This window comes from Kitasatospora sp. NPDC032757 (assembly GCF_055579305.1).
This window is the reverse complement of the sequence record NZ_JBVINN010000003.1, coordinates 82,746-102,948: the sequence shown is the minus strand read 5'-3', so window position 1 is coordinate 102,948 and position 20,203 is coordinate 82,746. Positions and strand designations below refer to the sequence as shown.

17 protein-coding genes and 1 pseudogene are annotated in these 20,203 nt (G+C 71.6%); 7 read left to right on the top strand and 11 right to left on the bottom strand.

The genetic code is table 11. The annotated features are described in order from the left end of the window. Positions 1-519: 519 nt before the first annotated feature. Positions 520-1,734 (bottom strand): helix-turn-helix domain-containing protein, encoded by a 1,215-nt coding sequence (locus tag ACZ5WK_RS06020; RefSeq protein ID WP_465545417.1) that lies wholly within the window; start codon positions 1,732-1,734, stop codon positions 520-522. 483 nt (positions 1,735-2,217) lie between these two features. Then, complete coding sequence (locus tag ACZ5WK_RS06015; protein WP_465545415.1) at positions 2,218-3,435, bottom strand: RNA-guided endonuclease InsQ/TnpB family protein; 1,218 nt, start codon at positions 3,433-3,435, stop codon at positions 2,218-2,220. A 295-nt stretch (positions 3,436-3,730) separates the two neighbouring features. Here ACZ5WK_RS06015 and ACZ5WK_RS06010 point away from each other — a divergent pair. Next, a pseudogene (locus ACZ5WK_RS06010) lies at positions 3,731-3,823 on the top strand (3-oxoacyl-ACP reductase); the annotation flags it as partial. A 71-nt stretch (positions 3,824-3,894) separates the two neighbouring features. Continuing rightward, positions 3,895-4,353, top strand: coding sequence for an SDR family oxidoreductase (locus ACZ5WK_RS06005; protein ID WP_465545928.1), 459 nt, complete (start codon positions 3,895-3,897; stop codon positions 4,351-4,353). Positions 4,354-4,417: 64 nt separating this feature from the next. On the opposite strand, the gene ACZ5WK_RS06000 is transcribed toward ACZ5WK_RS06005, so the two are convergent. Further along, complete coding sequence (locus ACZ5WK_RS06000) at positions 4,418-4,750, bottom strand: antibiotic biosynthesis monooxygenase family protein (protein ID WP_396319543.1); 333 nt, start codon at positions 4,748-4,750, stop codon at positions 4,418-4,420. Between the two features lie 380 nt (positions 4,751-5,130). Here ACZ5WK_RS06000 and ACZ5WK_RS05995 point away from each other — a divergent pair, with 380 nt between their 5' ends. Together ACZ5WK_RS05995 and ACZ5WK_RS05990 are read left to right on the top strand one after the other, a co-directional pair. Next, positions 5,131-6,171, top strand: coding sequence for a hypothetical protein (locus ACZ5WK_RS05995; RefSeq protein ID WP_465545412.1), 1,041 nt, complete (start codon positions 5,131-5,133; stop codon positions 6,169-6,171). 165 nt (positions 6,172-6,336) lie between these two features. Then, entirely contained in the window at positions 6,337-6,840 is a 504-nt protein-coding gene (locus tag ACZ5WK_RS05990; protein WP_465545410.1) for a hypothetical protein, read from the top strand. Between the two features lie 94 nt (positions 6,841-6,934). On the opposite strand, the gene ACZ5WK_RS05985 is transcribed toward ACZ5WK_RS05990, so the two are convergent. Continuing rightward, entirely contained in the window at positions 6,935-7,369 is a 435-nt protein-coding gene (locus ACZ5WK_RS05985; RefSeq protein WP_465545408.1) for a cupin domain-containing protein, read from the bottom strand. Between the two features lie 61 nt (positions 7,370-7,430). Between ACZ5WK_RS05985 and ACZ5WK_RS05980 the strand changes: the two genes are divergently transcribed. Continuing rightward, entirely contained in the window at positions 7,431-7,910 is a 480-nt protein-coding gene (locus tag ACZ5WK_RS05980) for a MarR family winged helix-turn-helix transcriptional regulator (protein WP_465545406.1), read from the top strand. 7 nt (positions 7,911-7,917) lie between these two features. Here ACZ5WK_RS05980 and ACZ5WK_RS05975 read toward each other — a convergent pair whose 3' ends face one another. Then, a complete protein-coding gene (locus ACZ5WK_RS05975; protein WP_465545404.1) occupies positions 7,918-9,990 on the bottom strand; it encodes an MDR family MFS transporter in 2,073 nt (690 codons plus the stop codon). 418 nt (positions 9,991-10,408) lie between these two features. Here ACZ5WK_RS05975 and ACZ5WK_RS05970 point away from each other — a divergent pair, with 418 nt between their 5' ends. Further along, complete coding sequence (locus ACZ5WK_RS05970) at positions 10,409-11,575, top strand: peptidoglycan-binding domain-containing protein (RefSeq protein ID WP_465545402.1); 1,167 nt, start codon at positions 10,409-10,411, stop codon at positions 11,573-11,575. A gap of 7 nt (positions 11,576-11,582) precedes the next feature. Here the strand turns inward: ACZ5WK_RS05970 and ACZ5WK_RS05965 are convergent, their stop codons facing one another. The 4 genes from ACZ5WK_RS05965 to ACZ5WK_RS05950 form a co-directional block, all read right to left on the bottom strand. Then, entirely contained in the window at positions 11,583-12,170 is a 588-nt protein-coding gene (locus tag ACZ5WK_RS05965; protein ID WP_465545400.1) for a TMEM165/GDT1 family protein, read from the bottom strand. A 279-nt stretch (positions 12,171-12,449) separates the two neighbouring features. Beyond that, entirely contained in the window at positions 12,450-13,223 is a 774-nt protein-coding gene (locus tag ACZ5WK_RS05960; RefSeq protein ID WP_465545926.1) for an ABC transporter permease, read from the bottom strand. Between the two features lie 26 nt (positions 13,224-13,249). Then, positions 13,250-14,869, bottom strand: coding sequence for a dolichyl-phosphate-mannose--protein mannosyltransferase (locus ACZ5WK_RS05955; RefSeq protein WP_465545398.1), 1,620 nt, complete (start codon positions 14,867-14,869; stop codon positions 13,250-13,252). A 150-nt stretch (positions 14,870-15,019) separates the two neighbouring features. Further along, complete coding sequence (locus ACZ5WK_RS05950; RefSeq protein WP_465545396.1) at positions 15,020-16,327, bottom strand: MFS transporter; 1,308 nt, start codon at positions 16,325-16,327, stop codon at positions 15,020-15,022. Positions 16,328-16,495: 168 nt separating this feature from the next. Here ACZ5WK_RS05950 and ACZ5WK_RS05945 point away from each other — a divergent pair, with 168 nt between their 5' ends. Further along, positions 16,496-17,056, top strand: a complete 561-nt coding sequence (locus ACZ5WK_RS05945; protein WP_465545394.1) for a MarR family winged helix-turn-helix transcriptional regulator — start codon at positions 16,496-16,498, stop codon at positions 17,054-17,056. Between the two features lie 124 nt (positions 17,057-17,180). Here ACZ5WK_RS05945 and ACZ5WK_RS05940 read toward each other — a convergent pair whose 3' ends face one another. Both ACZ5WK_RS05940 and ACZ5WK_RS05935 read right to left on the bottom strand, forming a co-directional pair. Further along, the gene (locus ACZ5WK_RS05940) at positions 17,181-18,989 is read right to left on the bottom strand and encodes a glycosyl hydrolase family 18 protein (RefSeq protein ID WP_465545391.1); all 1,809 of its coding nucleotides are present in this window, start codon (positions 18,987-18,989) and stop codon (positions 17,181-17,183) included. 328 nt (positions 18,990-19,317) lie between these two features. After that, positions 19,318-19,989: an FxLYD domain-containing protein gene (locus ACZ5WK_RS05935; RefSeq protein ID WP_465545389.1), complete on the bottom strand. Its 672-nt coding sequence runs from the start codon at positions 19,987-19,989 to the stop codon at positions 19,318-19,320. Between the last annotated feature and the right edge of the window lie 214 nt (positions 19,990-20,203).

The following is a 20,203-nucleotide window of genomic DNA, read 5'->3' as shown; positions in this document are numbered from 1 at the left end:
CGGCGCATCAGCACCCGCGCGTCCACGGCCCCGGAGTGGTCGAAGGCAGCCCGAGCGGAAGCCTTTCGCGCGTCCAACTCCGCACACAGCAGGCACCCTTCGACCATGGCAGGTTCGCCTGCGGTGATCGCCTGGCGCAGAATTCGTGCTCGGTGCCGCTGCGGGGCACCGAGCACGGACAGCCACGGGTCCACCGGCTCCAGCTCGCCGGCACTCACGACGCCTCCACAGAGACGCAGTTAACGCACTCGCAGTGCGCGAGGACGGCGTCCCGGTTCAGGGTCTCGGCGGCGGCCGCGTATCCCGCATTGCGTCTGGCGGCCCGATAGTCGTCCAAGGGGCTCCAGCCCCGAGACTGCTTCTGGGATCCCCCGCGCTTCGGAACCGGCTGCACGTCGTCGCCGGTCGCCCGCCTTGCCATAGTCGCTCCCTTACAGCGAAAGCCCGTAACGTCACACGACGCTACGGGCCGATCACGGAGCGGCGGGGCAGGGTCTCTGCCCCTTGTTCTGTTTGCTCCTACGCCGCCATGCCGATGGAGTCGGCGAGGCGCCTGCCTGCGGGCTGAACCGACGGCGAGCCATCGATCAACTGCCGCACCATCGCGCGCGTCTCCTCGTTCCACCGCGCCGTTTCGGGAGCCACCGCCACGGCATCGGCCAACAGTTCCGCAACGGTCTCCGCTTCTCCGCGGAGGGCGTGCGCTCGTGCAACCTCAATCAAATGACGGCCACGACGTGGAACAGCCTTGACCTCTGCCGCCGGAATTCGCCGTGCCCACCTCAGTGCTGTACCTGTCTGCCGCAGCTCGACAGCAACCGTGACGGAATGAAGTGCCACGGCCGAGCGGGACCCGGAGGTCGCCGGACTCCAAAAGCCCTCGGGAAGAGTCTCCGAGACAGCTGATGCCCGATCGACCCACCCCCACGCGTCGCCTGCTTCGCCGGCGACGGCGTGGGTGATAGCAGCATGAAACGCCATGTCCGCCCAGGCAGCCGCGAGCTCCGGGGACTCGGTCCGGATCGGGTCGAGCAGCCGGAGTACATCCTCCGTCAGCGACTGAGCACTGTCCCACTGACCCGACTTGCGGAACGCCTCAACCAGGAACCAACAGGCCTGCGCCATCGCAGCAGGGTCCCCCGACGCCCGGGCGGTCGCGAGCGCCCGCTCCGCGACCCTCCACACGAGGTTTCCGTCACCCTGGAACGCCGCGTACATCTGCGTGAGGTTCAGCGCGCTCGCATAAAGCACCCCGGCGCGACGCCTATCCCCGCACTCCGGATGGGACGCAGCCGCAGAGGCCGCCACGACGAGAGGCGGCAGCAACTCCGCCAGTGCCGTCCGGTGATCTCCTCTGCTCATCCTGGTCTGCCAGGCGTTGGACAACTGGACAGCAACGTGGTCCAGGTTGGGAGCAGGTCCACCGGCAAGCCCCAAGGGCGCACCGTCAACCGCCCTCCGGACCGACGACAGCGCCGAATGCTCTATACCGGAGTACAACGCCCTGGGCACGCTGACGTCGCCGGTCAGCAGGGAGAGGTCATCAATCCCCAGGTGCTGCGCGATCCGCACCAGCATCGGGAGCCGTGGAGGCAGCAGTGCGCCGTTCTCCAGCTGCTTGAGCCAGCTTGCGGACCGGCCCAGCAGACCGGCCAGCACCGGACGCGACTTCCCGGCACGCTCTCGGTAGTACTGAATGCGCCGACCTACGGGCAAGGCAGGATCAAGGGCCATGCGCCCAGGGTAGATCCGGTGATGCCTCCAAGTCTCGGCATACCGCGCACAGGCCTGGCGCGGTTCGAACAGATCCCCCGGGGGTTCGGGCGTGACTACAGTGGTGCCATGCTGGGACAGCTCGAACAAACCAGCCTCGCGAATCTCTTCCGCCCGACCAGTGCTGACTCGGAAGGAGATCTGGCCAGATTCGCGGCACGCACCCAACAGTGGCCGGCTTCCTCCAGCTCGCGCAGCGCCCGGGCCACCACCGCCCGCCCCTCAACGCTCCTCGCCGCCAAGGTCTGTACGTCCTCGCGGGCTCCGTCGGGGAGACTGAGGAAGTAGCTCAGCAACCCGGGCGGCCCACGACAGCGAGTGCTTCTGCACGACGTGGCCGTTGTCCAGGATCGTCTACCCGGGCGCATGCGTGGGGATACGTTGACCTCCTCCCCCTCATAAAGGACTCCATTGGGAAAGAGTCATGAAGAAGGGGGATTCCCCTCAGCCTCGCAGCTGAGCCGCTGCGCGTGTGCGCTGCGGTGGGACTACTTCCTGCTTCACCGACGACCGCCCGCCCGGAGTGCTCCGTTGAGGTCTTACACCGTCTCCACAGGCTGCAACCGCCAGTCCGGCGGCCAGGATATTGCGGGCCGCGTTCACGTCCCGGTCGTGGTGTGCGCCGCAGGCGCAGTGCCATGCCCGGACGTTGAGCGGCATGGTCGCTGCGATGGTGCCGCAAGCCGAGCACAGTTTGGAGCTGGGGAACCACCGATCGATGGTCACCAGGTCACGGCCGTACCAAGCGCATTTGTACTCCAGCATGGTCCGCAGCTCACTCCAGCTCGCGTCACTGATGGCGCGGGCCAGGCGGTGGTTCTTGAGCATGTTGCGGACCGCGAGGTCCTCGATCGCGACCGTTTGGTTCTCGCGGACGAGTCGGGTGGTGAGCTTGTGAAGGAAGTCCCGGCGTCGGTCGGCGATCCGCGCGTGCGCGCGGGCGACCTTCCTGCGGGCCTTCTCCCGGTTGTTCGAGCCCTTGGCCTTGCGGGACAGCTCCCGCTGGGCCTTGACCAGACGCTCCCGGTCCCTGCGCTCATGCCGGGGGTTGGCGATCTTCTCTCCGGTGGAGAGCGTTACCAGCGACACGACGCCGACGTCGATCCCCACAGCCGCGTCGGCACGGGGTAGGGGAGTGACGCGCGGGTCGTCGCACAGCATCGATACGAACCAGCGCCCGGCACTGTCCTGCGACACCGTGACCGTGGTCGGCACCGCGCCCTCCGGCAGCGGGCGCGACCATACGATCGCCAGAGGTTCCGTCATCTTGGCCAACGTGAGCTCACCGCTCCGGAGCCGGAACGCGGAACTGGTGTACTCGGCCGAGCGCCGGGATTTCTTCTTCGACTTGAACGTCGGATACTTCGCCCGCTTCCCGAAGAAGTTGGTGAACGCCCCCTGCAAGTGCCGCAACGCCTGCTGCAACGGAACCGATGACACCTCCGCGAGGTAGGCCAGCTCCCCGGTTTTCTTCCACCCCGTCAGCATCGCGCTGGTGCCGTTGTAATTGACCCGTTCACCCCGCCGCCATGCCGCAGTCCGGGCCTCCAGCGCCAGGTTGTAGACCTTCCTCACACACCCGAACGTGCGTGACAGCTCAGCTGCCTGCACATCCGTCGGATAGAAGCGGTACTTGAACGCCCGCTTCACATGAGTGGCCATGGCTCACAAGCTACCTCACCGATCTGCGGAGATTTCAGGGCATTTGATGGCATTCTATGGCGTACGACGAAACGGTGATCTGTGGAAACGGCACCCGAAGATGGGGCGCGCAAGTGCTAAGCGGCGGATCCGTCCCCGGCCGCCGCGAGGTCCTGTACGCCGCGGCGGCGTGATCCGATCCACGCGGTGGCGCCACCGTGCGGAACGCCAAAAAAGCTTCCCGCGGCGGCGACGGTTTCCCGCTCGCGGCTGGTCCTGATGGCGACCGAACCCGACCAGCACCGTGGAGCCCCCCATGTCAGATCCAATCCGGACCGCCGTCGTCACCGGTGCGAGCCGTGGCTTCGGGCGCGCGATCGCCGCCGTGCTCGTCACTCACGGGGTCCGCGTCGTCGGTATTGCCCGCGACGAGCAGGCACCGCTCGCCGTACGCGAAGAGCTCGGCGAGGGCTTCAGCCAATCGCCGCCGACGCCACCGACAAGGCCCTCGCCGCAGAGGTCATCCGCACCCACCGCCCCGGCCTGCTCGTCCTCAACGCCGGGGCCACGCCGCACATGGCACCCGTACAGAAGCAGACCTGGGAGACCTTCAGCCGCAACTGGGAGGTCGACACCCGGCACGTCTTCACCTGGACCGGAGCCGCTCTGCGGGAGCCGCTGGCCCCGGGCAGCCTGGTCCTGTCGATGTCCAGCGGAGCCGCGCTCGGCGGCTCACCGATCAGCGGCGGGTACGCCAGGGCCAAGGCCGCCATCCGCTACCTGCGCCAGTACGGCGCCGAGGAGTCCGAGCAGGCCGGGCTGGGCATCCGGTTCGTCACCGTACTTCCGAACATGACCCCGGTCGGCGGGGTGGGCGACGTCGCGGTCACGGGCTACGCCGCGCGCGTGGGCGCCACCCGCGCCCCCAAAACCCGCTGATCCCGACGAACCGCGCGCCCCGGGGCCTTGAGAGCCCGGGGCGCGCCGCTCACAAGCACGACCCTCAGGCCTTCGGCCCCGTCGACTGGACGACCTCGAAGGACCACAGCGTGGAGCCCGAGGCGGCCGGCCGCTTCGGGGCCTCGCCCTCCGCGGCGGGCGGGCCCTGGCGGTGGGCGGCCTGCATGGGGCCCTCCATCCAGGCCTTGAAGTCGTCCTCGCTGCGCCAGCGGGTGTAGACGAGGTACTGATCGGTCCCCTCGACCGGGCGGAGCAGCTCGAACCACTCGAAGCCGTCCGAGTTCTCGACCGTCCCGGCCCGCGAGGCGAACCGCTTCTCCAGCACCTCGCGCTGCTCGACCGGAACAGTCAGCACGTTGATCTTCACCACGGACATGCCGCACCTCCTCGTCCGCCGGGGCCCGCGTCGGGCTCCGGCCCTCGTCTGTGTCAGCTGCAGTCTCCTACACCTGACGCCTCGGCCGGGTGCGGGGCCGCGCGGCCTCCGCGGGCGAGCCGCGCCCCCGGAACACCGTGGGACGTCTCCATTCGGACGCTGTCGGCCGTCCCAAACCGCAGGTCCCGGCGGTGAGACGAAATGCGGTGCGTCCCACCGGAGTCCGGGGCGCGATCACCGTCCGGCGGCTCCCCTACGCTGGGCAAACGCCCGGCGCCGGGCCGGGTCGCCGCCTCCCGTGAGGTGCGCCGCGACCGCCCTCCTCCCAGGACCGCGCCCGGGCCGACCAGACCCAGACCGGACCCGAGGAGCGATCCGCCATGCCGTTGCGCCGCAGTGAGAGGACAGGCCGCAGCCGTACTCCCCGCGAAGCGCACCCCGCCGGCCTCGGGGCGGGGCTGCTGGCCCTACTCGCACTGGTGAGCGGCTGCGCCACGGCAACGGCCACGTCCGCGGTGCCACCGATCGCCGCACCGCCCACCGCTCCGGTGGCGCCGCCCACGGCGGGCACGGGCATCGCCGAACTCCACCTGCCCATCGAGCAGTACATGCTGACGGCGGTCCAGTCGGTGCAGTTCGACTGGGTGCGCAAGGCCGCCACCGGCTCCTGCATGAAGCGGTACGGGCTGGACTACCCGGTGCCGGCCAAGCCAGGGCCGGACGGCCCGGGTGTGAACGCCTTCACGCTGATGAACCGCCGTTACGGCATCACCGATGCTGACAGCGCGGCCCGGTGGGGTTACCACCTGCCGCAGGCCGCGTCCGAGCAGGCCACCCCGGCGCCGCCGGTCTCGCTGTCCGCACTGCCCGCCGCCGCCCAGACCGTGCTGCTCGGCGTCGACCCGGCCCGCGGCTCCCGGGTGACCTCGTACCAGGGAAAGCTCCTGCCGGAGGGTGGCTGCTTCGCCGAGCTCGACCGCGTCCTGCCGGGGGCCGTCGGCGGCCCGCAGGGGCCCGGAAGCAGCCTGCAGGGCGTGGTGACCGACATCAAGTCGGGCAGTTTCACCGGGTCGAGGACCGCGCCCGAGGTCGTCGCGGCCACCACCGCCTGGGTGGACTGCATGAAGGGCCGCGGCTTCGACATCCCGGATCCGCTGACGGCGCCGGCGACCGTCACGACGATGAAGGACCCGGCACCGGGCAGCGCGGAGATCGCCCAGGCCGTGGCCGACGTCGACTGCAAGGGCCGGACCAACCTGACCGGGATCTGGTTCGCCTCCGAGTCCACTCTGCAGAATGCGGCGATCGCCAAGCACGCGAAGGACTTGGCCGGCGTGAAGGCGACCCTCGACTCCGAGGTGGGCTCGCTCGGGCGGCTGCTCGACCACGACTGGTCCTCCCCCGCGCCCGCCACCCCCTGAGCTCCCCTGAGCTCCCCTGACCTCCCCGCCACTACAGCCACCCCGAACCACCCCACGGACGGGGCCGTGCCGGGGCCGCCACGACCGGCGGCCCCGGCAGCCGGGCCGCGGACCGGATCCGCCGGCCCGGCAACCCTCCACCGAGCGAAGGAGCACAACCACCACATGAAGCTGAAGTCGACCGGCCGTCGTCTGGCCACCGGCGCGGCGGCCCTCGCCATCGCGGGTACCACCATGCTCACCGGCGCGGCCCAGGCCAACGCCGACAGCGTCACCTGGATCAACGGGTGGAGCACCTGGAGCAACCCGGTCCGCTGCAAGGACAGCAACGGCGCCTACGTCACCCTGTGCATCTACTACTCGCCGAGCGCCGAGGGCGCCATGACGATGGAGTACACCGTCCAGAGCGGCGAGATCAACGAGACCTTCTGGAAGCAGGACCAGTACGGCTCGGCGGGCTACGGCCAGAAGGTGCGCAACAACGCCGCCTCCGTCGAGAACGCCACCAACTCGACCATCGGCGTCTGGGTGTACCCGTGGTTCTACGGTGACGCCAACTACGTCCCCGGCGGCCGCGGCGGCAGCCTGACCGCGAACCTGCGCAACAACGAGGCCTCCTGGGGCATCGTGGACCAGCTGGACCGCGGCGGCCAGGTCCGCCTCGACTGACACCCCCTGGTGCTGACACCCGGCACCAGCACCCTGCACCAGCACCCGACACTCCCGTACCGCGCTCACCGCGGTGCGGGAGTGTCCTGCTGCATCAGGCGATCCACGGCGGGACGACCCGCTGGTCGTCCCGCGGGGCCAGACCGCAGGCGCCCTCCGGGGTGACGGCGTCCGGGTTGTAGGCCACGGACGGGGTGGGCGAGGCCACCACGGCGGTGAATCCGGACGAGGTCCGCAGCTGACGGGCGACGTCCGCCGGCAGGACGACGGTGTCGCCCGCCGCGACCGCGACCTCCTCCCCGGCGAGGTCGATCACGACGTCCCCGGTCAGGAACGTCCAGACCTGCTCGGTGTCCATGGCGTGCAGCGGCCCCTGGCGCCCCGGCAGCATGTCGACGTGCCACATGGCCAGCGCGGCGCCGCCCTGGGTGGGCGAGGCGAATGTGGTCATGACGCCGTTGGGTGTCTCGGTGCGACGGGCTTCGGCCTGGCGGATGACGGAGCCGATGACGGGACGGATGGCAGACATGTGTGGCAACCCCCTAGAATGGACAACTGCGTTGTCTATATGGTCAATGAGGTTGTCTATCGTGTCAAGCGATTCCCCGCCGCCCCCCGGCTTCGAGCTGCCGCTGCGGCTCCTCCTCGCCTTCCGCGTGATCATCGACGAACTGCACGAGCGCATCGCCCTCGAAGGGCACCCCGACCTCCGGCCGATGCACGGCTTCGTCTTCCAGGCGATCGGCCCCGACGGCACCACCGCCGTCGAACTCGGCCGCCGGCTCGGCGTCTCCAAGCAGGCCGCCGGCAAGACCGTCGAGCAGCTCGAACAGCTCGGCTACGTCGAGCGCGGCAGCGACCCGGCCGACGCCCGCCGCAAGGTGGTCCGGCTCACCGCGCGCGGCGTCGACTGCCTCGTCCGCTCCGCCCGGATCTTCGACGAACTGCGAGCGCAGTGGTCCGCCACGCTCGGCGAGGAGCGACTGCGCGCCCTGGAGACGGACCTGCGCGCGCTCGCCCCCGGCGACCCGTTCCGCCTCGATACCCCGCGCTGGTTCGGCTCCCCCTGAGGGGCGTTCAGGACGAACGCCCCTCCCCCGGGTACGGGCGCTCCGGGCCGACCCGGTCCGGCCGGTCGCGCAGGTCGGCGCAGAGCCCGGACGACAGCCGGGTCAGCAGGTCGGCGAGGTCCGTGTACTGCTTCTCGTCCCAGTCGCCGAGGAGCTCGGCGAGCTGCTCCCGCCGCGCGGCCACCAGCCGCAGCGCCACCACCTCGCCCGGTTCGGTGAGCCGCAGCGGGAGGCCGGCGGTGCGCGAGGCGAGCCCCCGGCGCTCGACCTCGCCAACGGCCTCCTCGACCACCGCGGTCGGGACGGTCCGGCGCTCGGCCAGCCCGGTGGGCTCGACCGAGCCGTGGTGGTACATCTGCAGCAGCAGCCAGCTGGAGGCCGGCTTGAGGTCGAGCCCGGCCGACTCCGTGATCCTCCGGAACAGGTCGTGCCGGGCCTCCCGGCCGCTCAGCACCGAGAGGGCGCGGGCGATCTCGTCCAGCGAGGAGCGCTCGACCGGGTTGAGGCCGATCGACTCGCCGAGGTCGGGCGTGGTCACCGTCGCGCGGAGCTTCTGCTCGCGCAGGAAGAGCGAGAGCACGAAGGCGACCAGGGCGACCGGCACCGCGTACAGGAAGACCCGGGTGATCGACTCGGCGTACGCGTGGTGGATCCCGGCCTGCACGTCGGCGGGGAGCACGGTGATGACGCGCGGGTCGGAGCTGACCGCCCCGGGGTTGAAGCCGGGCGGCAGCGGCACTCCGGCGAGGGCGTCCCGCAGCCGGTCGTTCAGCCCGGACGCGAAGAGCGTGCCGAAGATGGAGACGCCGAAGGACGCGCCGATGGAGCGGAAGAACGTGGCTCCGGCGGTGGCGACGCCGAGGTCCTGGTAGCCGACGGAGTTCTGCACGATCAGCACCAGCACCTGCATCACCAGGCCCAGGCCCAGGCCGAAGACGAGGAAGTAGCAGCTCATCTCGAAGGTGCTGGTGTTTTCGTCCAGCCGGGAGAGCAGCAGCAGGCCCACGGTGGTGACGGCCGTTCCGGCGATCGGGAAGATCCGGTAGCGGCCGGTGCGGGCGACGATCTGGCCGGAGCCGATCGAGGTGAGCAGCATGCCGAGCACCATCGGCAGCATGTGGATGCCGGACATGGTCGGCGACACCTGCATGACCACCTGGAGGAAGGTCGGCAGGTAGGTGAGCGCGCCGAACATGGCGAAGCCGACCACGAAGGAGATGACGGCGACCAGGCTGAACGTCTGCGAACGGAACAGCCGCAGCGGCAGCACCGGTTCGTCGGCGGCCCGTTCGGCCGCGACGAAGGCGACCAGCAGGACGAGGCCCAGCACGCCGAGGCCGACGATCTGCCAGGAGTTCCACGCCCACGTCGTGCCGCCGAGGGAGGTCATCAGCACCAGGCAGGTGGCCACCGAGGCGATCAGCACGGTGCCCAGGTAGTCGATCCGGTGCCGCCGCTTGACCTCCGCCCCGTGCAGCACGGCGGCGATCACCACCAGGGCGACCACGCCGATCGGCAGGTTGATGTAGAAGACCCAGCGCCAGCTGAGGTTGTCCACGAAGAGGCCGCCGAGCAACGGGCCCAGCACGCTGGTGACGCCGAAGACGGCGCCGAAGAGGCCCTGGTACTTGCCGCGGTCCCGGGGGGAGACGAGGTCGCCGACGATGGCCTGCGACAGCACCATCAGCCCGCCGCCGCCGAGGCCCTGGAGGGCGCGGAAGGCGATCAGCTCGCCCATGTTCTGGGAGATGCCGCAGAGCACCGAACCCAGGAGGAAGATCACGATCGAGGCCTGGAAGAACCGCTTCCGGCCGTACATGTCGCCGAGCTTGCCCCAGAGCGGGGTGGCCGCGGTGGAGGCGAGCATGTACGCGGTGACCACCCAGGAGAGGTGCTCCAGGCCGCCGAGGTCGCTGACGATGGTGGGCAGTGCGGTGGAGACGATGGTCTGGTCGAGCGCGGCGAGCAGCATCGCCAGCAGCAGGGCGCCGATCGGGACCCAGAGGTTGGGGACGGTGACCTCCGGCGGGCCCGGCTCGCCCGCCGGGCTCCGGTCGGACGCGGCGATCGGATCCGTCATGGGGTCTCCGTAGGGGGTCGCGGGCCCGGGGCGGGGCGCGGGCCCGGGGTGGCGGGCCCCGGCCGGCCGGGGTCCATGCGGACGATCACTCCCGGTTCACCATGCTGTCAGAATCGCCCTGGTTTGCGCCGTCCAGTTGAGCCGAACGTAAGAACGGCGGCCATCCGGGTGACGGGCCGGGCTCGCCGACCGTTCTTCAACTCCCAACCACCACCAACCGGCACAACACCCCCAGAGCGGGCCGGACGCCCCTGTCCCCCCTCGGAGACGTCCTGCATAATCAGGCGCGTTCGCCCCCGGGAGCACACGTCCGGGCACGTGCCTCGGGGAGCACGTCCGAGCAGCCGTCCGGGAGCACCCGCCCGGGAACGCGTCGGGGGCACACGAGAACTGATCCGAGACCGAGGAGGACCGGCCGATGCCGGACCAGCACTGCCCGACGTGCGGCACCGCACGCTCCGCCGGGTGCGGGTGCCTCCCGGACCCGGGCCTGACCGAGACCGCCGTCCTGCCGCACCTCGAAGGCCCGCCGCTGGTGCGGCCGTACGTGCCGCAGGCCGTCGGACAGGTCGCGGACACCCCGTCGGGCGGCGTTCCGGTGGGCGGCATCGTGGCGGGCGGCGTCTCGGCGGACCCGTTCGCCACCACCGTGCTGCCGCCGGTCCAGCCTCCGACAGGCCCGCCCGCCGCACCCGCGACGACCGTCCTGCCGCCCGTCCCGCCGGCCGGCCCGGACGCCGACGCCTACGCGACCACCGTGCTGCCCCCCGTCATGCCGGCGCCCCGGCAGGGCGGTTACCGGCAGGACGGGTACCACCAGGACGAGTACCAGCAGCCCCCTGCCGACGGCGGCGAGATCGGCCTCTTCCCGTTCGAGCACTCCGCCCCCGCCGGGCCCGCGACCAGCACCGGCGGCCGGGCCGCCCGCCGAGCGGCGGAGCAGGCGGAGGGGAGCCCGACGGTCCGGCGCAGGGCGCTGCTGATCGCGGCCGGCGCCGGACTGCTGGCGCTCACCGTCGGCCTGGCGTACGCGGTGACGCCCTCCGCCGAGCCGGGCCACCAGGCGCAGCCGGCGCCCTCGACGACCCTGGCGCCCGCGCCGGTCGACCCCACCACCCCGCCGGTTCCGAGCCCGAGCGCACCGCCGCCGTCGGCCGGCGACACGCCGAGCCCGACCGCGACCAGGACCGCCAAGCCGAGCCCGACCAGGACGGCAACCCCGACTGCCACGGCCGCGACGCCGCCGGCGGCGCCCGCTCCCCCGGCGCCGACCACCCCGCCGCCCGCGCCGAGCCCGACCCCCACCCCGACGCCGACCCCCACGGCGACGACGCCGACCCCCACCCCGACCCCGACGATCCGGGTGCTCCAGCTGAACATGACCGGCCCGGACGTCAAGGACATGCAGCAGCGCCTGTGGGTCGCCGAATGTGGAATAGTCGACAAGTCGATCATCACCGGCACCTTCGACTACTGGACCCAGACCGTGCTGAGCGACTACCAGCGCTACAACCGGATCAAGGGCGAGAACAACGTCTACGGGCCCAAGACCCGGGCCGCCCTGGAGGCCGACCCGGGCTGCTGACCGGGTGTCAGCCGGTGACCGCCTGGAAGATGCTGACGCCGGCCATCAGGACCATCACGCCGGCCGCCACCCGGATGATCACCTTCATCGGCACGTGCTTCAGCAGCTTCTGGCCGCCCACGATGGCGATCCCGGCGACGGCGCAGAGCGCCAGCCAGGCACCGAGGCCGACGGCGAGCGGGTCGGCGTACTTGGCGGCCAGGTTGGCGGTCATGATCTGGGTGAGATCGCCGAACTCGGCGATCGCGACGACCACGAAGCTGGCCCCGGCGACCTTCCAGAAGCTGTTGGCGGACGGCTCCTTGGCGGCGTGGCCGTCCTCGTCGTCGCCCCCGCCGTGGAAGAGCAGCATGGCGGCCCCGGCCAGGAACAGCACGCCGGTGACCCCCTCCACCCAGCGGTGCGGCAGCAGCGAGAGCAGGTGGCCGGCGACCAGGGCGATGCCGACCTGGAGGGCGAAGGCCGCGGCGATGCCGGCGAAGACGTGGCTCGCGCGGTACTTGGCGCCGAGCATCAGGCTGGCCAGGGCGGTCTTGTCCGGCAGCTCGGCCAGGAAGACGATGCCGAAGGTGATGGCGAGAACGGCCAGGCTCATGCGCCCGCCCCGCTTCGCCCGGCAGGGGCGTGCGCCCGTACGCGCCTTCTGGTGATTCGCTTGCTCATCGGGGGTTCGGTTTCCCTCGGTCGGGCTGCCCGGCCTCGGCAGCTCCGCTGGGGGACGCTTCGGCCCGACAGCACTGGACAGATTCACAGCACTGCGGCCGAAGGTCTCGCCGGCACGCCGAGAACGACGCGTGCCCCGGGCGCCGGGCCCGCGAGGGGCCAGTATGTCGACGGTCCGGTGGAGGGCTACTCCCCTTCAACGCCCACCAGCCTACCGGACGCCCCCGTGCACGGGCTCCGCCCCCACCAGCGCGCGGGCGACCAGCTCCAGCACCACCACGATCGCGACCGACTCCACCGCCAGCAGCGCGACCAGCACGAACAGCTGCACCGCACCCGCCTGCGCCGGGGTGGCACCGCCGAGCAGCATGCCGACGAAGGCGCCGGGCAGTGTGACCAGGCCCACCGTCCGGGTCTGGTCGAGGGCCGGGACGAGCGAGGTGGCGGCGGCGGTGCGGCAGATCTCCAGCCGGGCGTCCCGCGCCTCGAAGCCCAGCGCGAGCGCCGCCTCCACCTCACCGTGGCGCTGGCGCAGCTCGTCCAGGGCGCGGCGGCCGGCCAGCGAGGTGGCGGTGAGCGCACCGCCGATCAGGATGCCGGCGACCGGGATGACCGAGAGGCCCTTCGGAGGCAGCAGTCCGACGCCCAGCAGCAGCGCGAGCACCGGGAGCACCCCGGCGCCGATCGGCGCGGCCGCCCACCTCCACTCCGGCCCGGGGGTCATCCGCCGGCCGGCCGTCCGCACCGCGACCGCGAACATCAGCAGCACGAACAGCGCCGACCACCAGAGCGAGCCGACCACCCAGGTGATCACCAGCGCGACGGCGGCCAGCTGCACCACCGCGCGCAGGCCGGCCCGGAGCACCGCGTGCCCGTGGCCGAGCAGGCCCCACCCCGCCACGGCCACGGCGGCGGCCAGAAGGACGGCGGTGACCACCCCGAGCACCGGGGTGACCGGCAGCAGCTGGCCGCTGCCCGCCGCCAGCACCGCCTCCGCCGGGGTCACGGGGGTCAGATCCAGCTGGTGAACCACATCCGGTCCTGCCAGGACGTCATCGGGATCACCTCCGCCGTGTAGAGCGGGTAGAAGAAGGCGAAGCAGCCGACGATGGCCAGCACGATCAGCCCGGCCCCGGCCGCGCCGATCCGGCGCCGTTCGGGCGAACAGCCCTGCGGCCCGAGCACCGCGCCGAGCATCTGGGCGACGGCCAGGCAGAGGAACGGCACCAGCACGACCATGTAGAACGAGAAGACCGTCCGCTCCTGGTACTGGAACCACGGCAGGTAGACCCCGGCGACGCCGCAGAGCACCGCGCCGGAGCGCCAGTCCCGGCGGAAGAACCAGCGCCAGAGCAGGTAGGCCAGGGCGAAGCAGGCCGTCCACCAGAGCAGCGGGGTGCCGAGGCCGAGGATCTGCGCGGCGCAGCCGCCGGACGCGGTGCAGCCGTGCTGTCCGTTCGGCACCTGTTCCCAGTACATGGAGACCGGACGGCCCTGGACCAGCCAGCTGAACGGGTTGGACTGGTAGGTGTGCGGGGTGCTCAGCCCGGTATTGAAGTCGTACATCTGCGAGTGGTAGTGCCAGAGGCTGCGCAGCGGTGCGGGCACCCAGCTCATCGGGACCTGCGGCAGCGGGACGCCGAGGACGCTGTCCGGGGAGAGGCCGGCCCGGCTGTCGGCCCAGTGCCGGTCGTACCCGCCGCCGGACTTGCCGCCGGCGGCGAGCCAGCCGGCCCAGGCGCCGACGTACACCACCAGGGCGGAGCCGACCATGGCGAGCAGGGCGGGCAGGGCGTCCCGGCGCAGCATCGAGCGCCAGGGGCGGCGGGCGCCGGCCCAGCGGCGGCCGGACTGGTCCCAGAGGACGGTGAGCAGGCCGAAGGCGGCGAGCACCGGGGCGCCGTTCCACTTGACCGCGCAGGCGGCGCCGAGGAACACCCCGGCGGCGATCCGCCAGGGGCGCCGGCCGAGCCGGACGGTGTCGCCGCCGTAGGTGTCGCGGACGGCGGCCAGCCGCGCGCGGGTGCGGTCGCGGTCGACCAGCAGGCTGCCGAAGGCGGCGAGGACGAAGAACATCTGGACGCCGTCGAGCAGGCCGACCCGGCTCATCACCAGCTGGAGGCCGTCGACGGACATCAGGAGGGCGGCGGTGCAGCCGATCAGGGTGGAGCCGAAGAGCCGACGGCCGATCCGGGCCAGCATCAGCACGGTGACGGTGCCGAGCAGCGCGGTCATGAACCGCCAGCCGAAGGGGTGCAGCCCGAAGGCCGCCTCGCCGATCGAGATCACCCACTTGCCGAGCGGCGGGTGGGCGATGAACTCGGGGGAGGCGGTGAGCGGGATGTGCTGCGGGACGGCCAGGATGTCGGCGTTGGCGCTGTCCGGCCACGTCCCCTCGTAGCCCTGGTGGAGCAGCGACCAGGCGTCCTTGGGGTAGTACGTCTCGTCGAAGACGAAGGCGTTGGGGTAGCCGAGGTTCCAGAACCGGAGGATCCCGGCGAAGAGCGCCACGCCGATCGGCCCGAGCCAGCCGGCCCGGTCGGCCGCCCAGCGCAGCAGCCCCCGCAGCGCCGGTGCGGGGGCTGCGGGGGCTGGTGGTGCGGGTGGGTGCGTGAGCGCCGCTTGCGTCATAGCCTCGCCGATTCGCCTGTCTCGCCTGTGCCGGCCGGGGCCGGGCGGTCAACAGCCACTGACACTATGTGCCGGTGGTCACGAATCCAAGCACGACGGGCGCCGTCCAGGTGACCCGGACGGCGCAGTCGCGACGCTGCTCAGGGCGGGTCACGCCGCGGTCTGCAGCTCCCGGACGGGCAGGGCGGTGCGGACCACGACCGGGGCCGCGTTGTCCTGGGCGGCGGTGAGGTACGGCCGCAGCTTCAGTGCCAGGGCGACGATCAGCAGGGTCGAGCCGGCCATCGCCGCGAGGTAGAACGGCCAGGTGCCGGAGCCGACCAGCAGCACGCCCACGGCCGGGCCGACCGCGATCGCGACCTGCTTCACCAGGGCGTACCCGGAGTTGTAGGTGCCGAGCAGCCGGGCCGGGGCGAGATCGGCGACGATCGGGCCCATGGTGGGGGCGAGCAGCGACTCGCCGACCCCGAAGAGGGCGTAGATCGAGACGATCGCGACCGTGGCGGCCATGGTCTCGGTCCGGATCAGGCCGGCGACCATGGCCATCGCCCAGGCGCCCAGCCAGACCACGCCTGCCGCGGCCATCGCGGTGGTGCGCCGGCGGCGGGCGGTGATCCGCACCATGAACATCTGCAGCACCACGATGGTCAGCGCGTTGGCGCCGATGGCGATGCCCAGGGTGGAGGGCGCGGTACCGACGGTGTCGGTGGCGAAGGCCGCGACGCCGGACTCGAACTGGCCGTAGCAGGTGAAGAAGATCAGCCCGGCGAGCACGCAGAGCCGCAGCATCGCCTTGTCGGCGACCAGTGCACGCAGGCCCTGCGGGCCGCCCTTCTGGTCCTGGACGAGGACGGGGGCCGCATGCGGGATGCGGGCGGTGCCGGTGACGAGGGCCAGACCCAGGAAGGTCGCCGCCTCGATGGTGAACAGCCGGGTCAGGCTGGCCGGGTCGGCGACGTCCACGATCTGGCCGCCGACCAGCGCGCCGATGCCCATCCCCAGGTTGATCAGGGTGAACTGCAGCGCGAAGGCGTGCGAGCGGGTCGCAGGGGTCGAGCAGCGGACGATCATCGTGGCGAGCGCCGGCTGGCAGGTGGTGACTCCCGCGCCGAACAGGAACGAGGAGACCAGCAGGGCCGGTGTGCCGGCGGCGTGGCCGAAGGCGAACGCTCCGGTGGCGGCGAGCGCGGCGCCGGCCAGCAGCACCGGGCGCGGGCCGTACTTGTCGATGCCGCGGCCGGTGAACGGGAGCACGGCGAGCGCGGCCAGCGCGAAGACGGTGAACACCATCCCGGCGGCCAGCGAGCCCAGCCCCCGCACCTGGTCCACGTACACGAACATGTACGGCATCGTGAACCCGCTGCCGAACGCACTGAGCGCGTTGCCGATCTGGACGCGGCGCAGCGGGCCGCCCGCCCCATGACGCTGCTGCCTCTGCTGCTTCACCGTGCCGGTCACCGTGCACACCCCTTCGAGGTCGCTCCCGGCTCACCGAGCCGAGTTTCGCTGGATACTCTTAAGTCCGGAAGATTTAAGAGCTAAAGTCTGACGATATAAAGTCTTAGCACCGGAAGAGTCAGGAGTCAAAGGCTTAAGGGGTGCACCCCGCATGCGACACTGGTCCGCATGACTGCAGAGAAGCCCGCGCCGGCCACCGCCCGAGAGCTGGGCATCGCCGAGCAGGTGGCCGTCTACCAGCGGGAATTCCCCGACGTGGACCCCCAGGTGGAAACCATCGTGCAGACCCTCTCCCGGGTCGCCCGGCGGATGAGCGTCGCCTACGACCGGCAGCTGACTGTGCTCGGAATCACCTCCGCCGAGTGGGAGGTGCTCAAGGCCCTGGTGGTCGCCGGGAGCCCCTACCAGCTGGGCCCGGGAGAGCTGGCCAAGCGGCTCGGGCTCACCCCGGCCGCGATGACCCACCGGATCGACCGGATGGTCGCCGAGGACCTCGTCACCCGGGAGCGCGACGAGGCCAACCGGGTCCGGGTGATCATCGAGCTGACCGAGAACGGCCGCGACAAGTGGCTGGAGTCGATGCGGATGGCCGCCGTCTTCGAGGAGGTGCTGCTCCAGGACCTCGTCGGCGAGGAGCGCAGCGTGCTCTCCGGCATGCTGGCCCGGATGCTGCGGCGGATCGAGGAGACCCAGCCCGACGCCCTCGGGCGCACCGACGACCTGGCCTGAGCGCCGGGAGACCGCGAACGGTCCGGCCCGCCGGGGGAGCTCCCCCGGCGGGCCGGACCGTCTGTGTCGCGGGTGGTGGTGCGCGGGTCCGTCAGGCCGTCATGCGCTCGGGCGTTCGGATGGTTCAGCAGGGGCCGTTGTCGGTCCAGACGCCCCACTGGCCGGTGGTGGTGGGGTCCTCGCCCTTGGTCCACCACTTGCTGGTGTAGTAGTGGCCCTTCCAGGAGACCTTGGTCGGGGTGGCGTAGGTGGCGGCCGGGTCCCAGGCCGGGGCGCCGGAGCAGCCGGCCGGGGTGGTCGGGGTGGCGGTCGGGGTCGCGGTGGCGGTCGGGGTGGCCGTCGCGGTGGCGGTCGGCGTGGGGGTCACCGTCGGGGTCGCGGTCGGGGTGGGCGTCGGCGCGGCCGGGCAGCCGGCGGCGGAGCCGTTGGTGGCCTCGACCATCTTGTCGAACAGCGCGGTCCTGGTGCCCAGGTCGTACAGCGAGAAGGCGAAGGAACCGCCGAGACCGTTGCAGTGGGCGTAGTCGACCTTGGCCTGGATCGAGCGGGCATCCTCACCGGTCCAGAAGGTGGTGCCGTCGTAGAAGTACGTGGTCTTCGCCGTGTCGTCCCAGAAGGTCTTGGCCGGGTTGTCGACGAAGCCCGCGAGCTCCTTGTACATCTGGATGCCGGGCACGTTGCCGGACATCGCCGCGCCGGCGGCCGGGCCGGTGGCGGGCTGGAAGAGGCCGTTCCTGCCGTTGTTCTGAACGCCGGTCCAGCCGCGGTAGTAGAACGGGATCCCCACGTTGATCTTCTTGGCGGGGAAGCCGCCGGGGATGCCGTAGTCGGTGTCGCCGGCGGTGTACGCCTTGATCGCGGCGTCGACCGAGTACTTGCCGTGGCCCGGCGCGGCCGGGGTCATCGGGTCGTCCGGGCCGGAGTAGAGCGGGGCCTGGTGGTTGGTCGGGCCCTTGGCGTCCCAGGCACCGTGCATGTCGTAGGTCATGATGTCCAGGAACGTGAGGTACTGGCCGATCTTGTCGGTCTCCACGTTCCGGATCTTGTCCTGGCCGGCGCCGACCGCCGCCGCGGTGGCGTAGGTCCTGCCGTCGGCCTTGCCCTGGGCGTCGAGCTGCTCGCGCAGCTCCTTCAGCAGCAGGGTGAAGTTCTGCTTGTCGTTCGGGCTGGAGATGTTGCCGGTGTGGCCGCCGCCGCCCGGGTACTCCCAGTCGATGTCGATGCCGTCGAAGATGCCGGCCGCCGAGCCCGGGCCGCCGTAGCCGGCGTCCGCCGGGAGGTTGCCCTTGATGAACATGTCGATGCAGGACGAGACCAGGTGCTTGCGCGAGGCGTCCGTGGCGGCCGCCGCCGAGAAGTACTTGGAGTAGGTCCAACCGCCCAGCGAGATCAGGATCTTGAGGTTGGGGTTCTTCGCCTTCAGCTTCTTCAGCTGATTGAAGTTGCCCGCGATCGGCTGGCCCCAGGCGTCGCCGACACCGTCGACCGCCACGTCCGGGCCGTAGCTCTTCTGGTAGTCGGCGAACGCGTCGCCCGCGCCGTCACCGGCGTTCGGGTTGTTGTCGTCCTGGCTGGCGGCCTTGGTGGCCTCGAAACAGCCGAGGTCGCTCGGGTGGATGTTGGCGAACGAGTAGATCAGGTAGTCCAGCTTCCCGGCCACGCCGGTGTCCTGGATCGTCTTCGGGTAGTACGCGTTCGCGTAGACCGACCACTGGTCGAAGTAGGCGACCTTGATGCCACCGCTGGTGGCCGGCGCGCCGGTGGAGTTGGTGACGGCCGCGTTGGCCGAGGCACCGCCGGAGAGGGCGAGGCCCGCGCCGAGCAGCAGGGAGGCGGTCGTGCCGGCCGCGATGGCGGCCAGGCTCTTCGGGCGCCGGCGGCGGCCGCCCTCCTGAGCCGGGGTCCCGGCCCTTTCGATACGTGAACGGAGCATGGGTGCGTGACTCCTGGTTGTGGGGGATTCCGCCGCCCCGGCAGGTCCGTACGGGGTGGGGCCGCACGACCAGGGCATGACAGAACTGAGGAAGGGAATCGAGCGGGAACATGCCTGACGGACACCGGGATATGCCGAACCGGCGCCCGCGGGCTCGACCGCTGACGCCGGTTCAGGGGCTCCCTGCACCTGGGATTAAAATGGACTAGACCAACTCACCCGTCAAGGGGTGATGTTGAGCCTTGAGCCGCCCTTAAGGTTCACCCGCTCCCGCCCGGCCCCCGCTGACCTGCGGCTCCGTACGGGGTTCGCAGATCGGCGACGGACGTCAGTAACGGACGGCGTTGGCCACCTCCGCCTTGACCGTGCCGCTGAGATCCCGGTTGCTCTTCGCGGTGGCCTGGGCACTCTGCCCGGCCGCGACGTCCTCGACGGTCACCACCGTCGCGTCCAGCACGTTGCCGGAGCCGTCGGTGAAGTTGACCTGGATCACGTACCGGTCGGACTGCTGCCCGTGGTTGGTGACGGTGAGCGGCACCTCGGCCTTGCCGTCCGAGTCGATCTTCACCTCGCCCGTGGTGACATCACCCTTGGCGTCCAGCCCGCCCTTGACCCCCGCGATCGCCGAGGAGGCCGCCGCCTCCGCCGAGGAGGCCGCCGACGCGGCCGCCGAGGAGAGCCCGCCCGCGGCCGAGGCCACCGCCGAGGCGGCGGCGGAGGCGGCAGCGGACGCAGCCGCCGAGATGCCGGACTCCACCGCGCCGGCGGCCGAGGAGGCGACGCTGCTCGCCTTGCTGCCCGAGGAGCAGCCGGCCAGGGCCGCCGCGCCGAGCACGGCCGCCGCCAGCACGCCGGCCGACGCACGACGGGGGCGGCGGACCACGGGGGCGTCCGGGTCCAGGGCGGTGGGCCGGTGGGGGGCTGTCGTCCGGCGATCCGGCCGGTGCTGCGGCTGACGGTCCGGCCGGCGATCCGGCTGACGGTCCGGCTGGCGATCCATCGGGGTCCTCGATTCTGCCCGGCGCCGGGGTGCCCGGCACACCTCCCGCACCACCCTCCGAGGTGGTGGCCCCACCCGCCAGCAGAGCTGGTTCGTCCGGGTGAGGAGCGGCGTTCCCCGACCGGACCGGTGCGGGGGGGGGGGGGGGGGGGGGGGGTTCGGGGGGGGGGGGGGGGGGGGGGGGGGGGGGGGGGGGGGGGGGGGGGGGGGGGGG

What these genes read in the sequence shown, in the direction of transcription:
- ACZ5WK_RS05940 (WP_465545391.1), bottom strand. Translation starts at nt 18,989, where the DNA reads ATGCTCCGTTCACGTATCGAAAGGGCCGGGACCCCGGCTCAGGAGGGC.
- ACZ5WK_RS05935 (WP_465545389.1), bottom strand. Translation starts at nt 19,989, where the DNA reads ATGGATCGCCAGCCGGACCGTCAGCCGGATCGCCGGCCGGACCGTCAG.
- ACZ5WK_RS05975 (WP_465545404.1), bottom strand. Translation starts at nt 9,990, where the DNA reads ATGACGGATCCGATCGCCGCGTCCGACCGGAGCCCGGCGGGCGAGCCG.
- ACZ5WK_RS05995 (WP_465545412.1), top strand. Translation starts at nt 5,131, where the DNA reads ATGCCGTTGCGCCGCAGTGAGAGGACAGGCCGCAGCCGTACTCCCCGC.
- ACZ5WK_RS05965 (WP_465545400.1), bottom strand. Translation starts at nt 12,170, where the DNA reads ATGAGCCTGGCCGTTCTCGCCATCACCTTCGGCATCGTCTTCCTGGCC.
- ACZ5WK_RS06020 (WP_465545417.1), bottom strand. Translation starts at nt 1,734, where the DNA reads ATGGCCCTTGATCCTGCCTTGCCCGTAGGTCGGCGCATTCAGTACTAC.
- ACZ5WK_RS05955 (WP_465545398.1), bottom strand. Translation starts at nt 14,869, where the DNA reads ATGACGCAAGCGGCGCTCACGCACCCACCCGCACCACCAGCCCCCGCA.
- ACZ5WK_RS05990 (WP_465545410.1), top strand. Translation starts at nt 6,337, where the DNA reads ATGAAGCTGAAGTCGACCGGCCGTCGTCTGGCCACCGGCGCGGCGGCC.
- ACZ5WK_RS05945 (WP_465545394.1), top strand. Translation starts at nt 16,496, where the DNA reads ATGACTGCAGAGAAGCCCGCGCCGGCCACCGCCCGAGAGCTGGGCATC.
- ACZ5WK_RS05985 (WP_465545408.1), bottom strand. Translation starts at nt 7,369, where the DNA reads ATGTCTGCCATCCGTCCCGTCATCGGCTCCGTCATCCGCCAGGCCGAA.
- ACZ5WK_RS05970 (WP_465545402.1), top strand. Translation starts at nt 10,409, where the DNA reads ATGCCGGACCAGCACTGCCCGACGTGCGGCACCGCACGCTCCGCCGGG.
- ACZ5WK_RS06000 (WP_396319543.1), bottom strand. Translation starts at nt 4,750, where the DNA reads ATGTCCGTGGTGAAGATCAACGTGCTGACTGTTCCGGTCGAGCAGCGC.
- ACZ5WK_RS06015 (WP_465545415.1), bottom strand. Translation starts at nt 3,435, where the DNA reads ATGGCCACTCATGTGAAGCGGGCGTTCAAGTACCGCTTCTATCCGACG.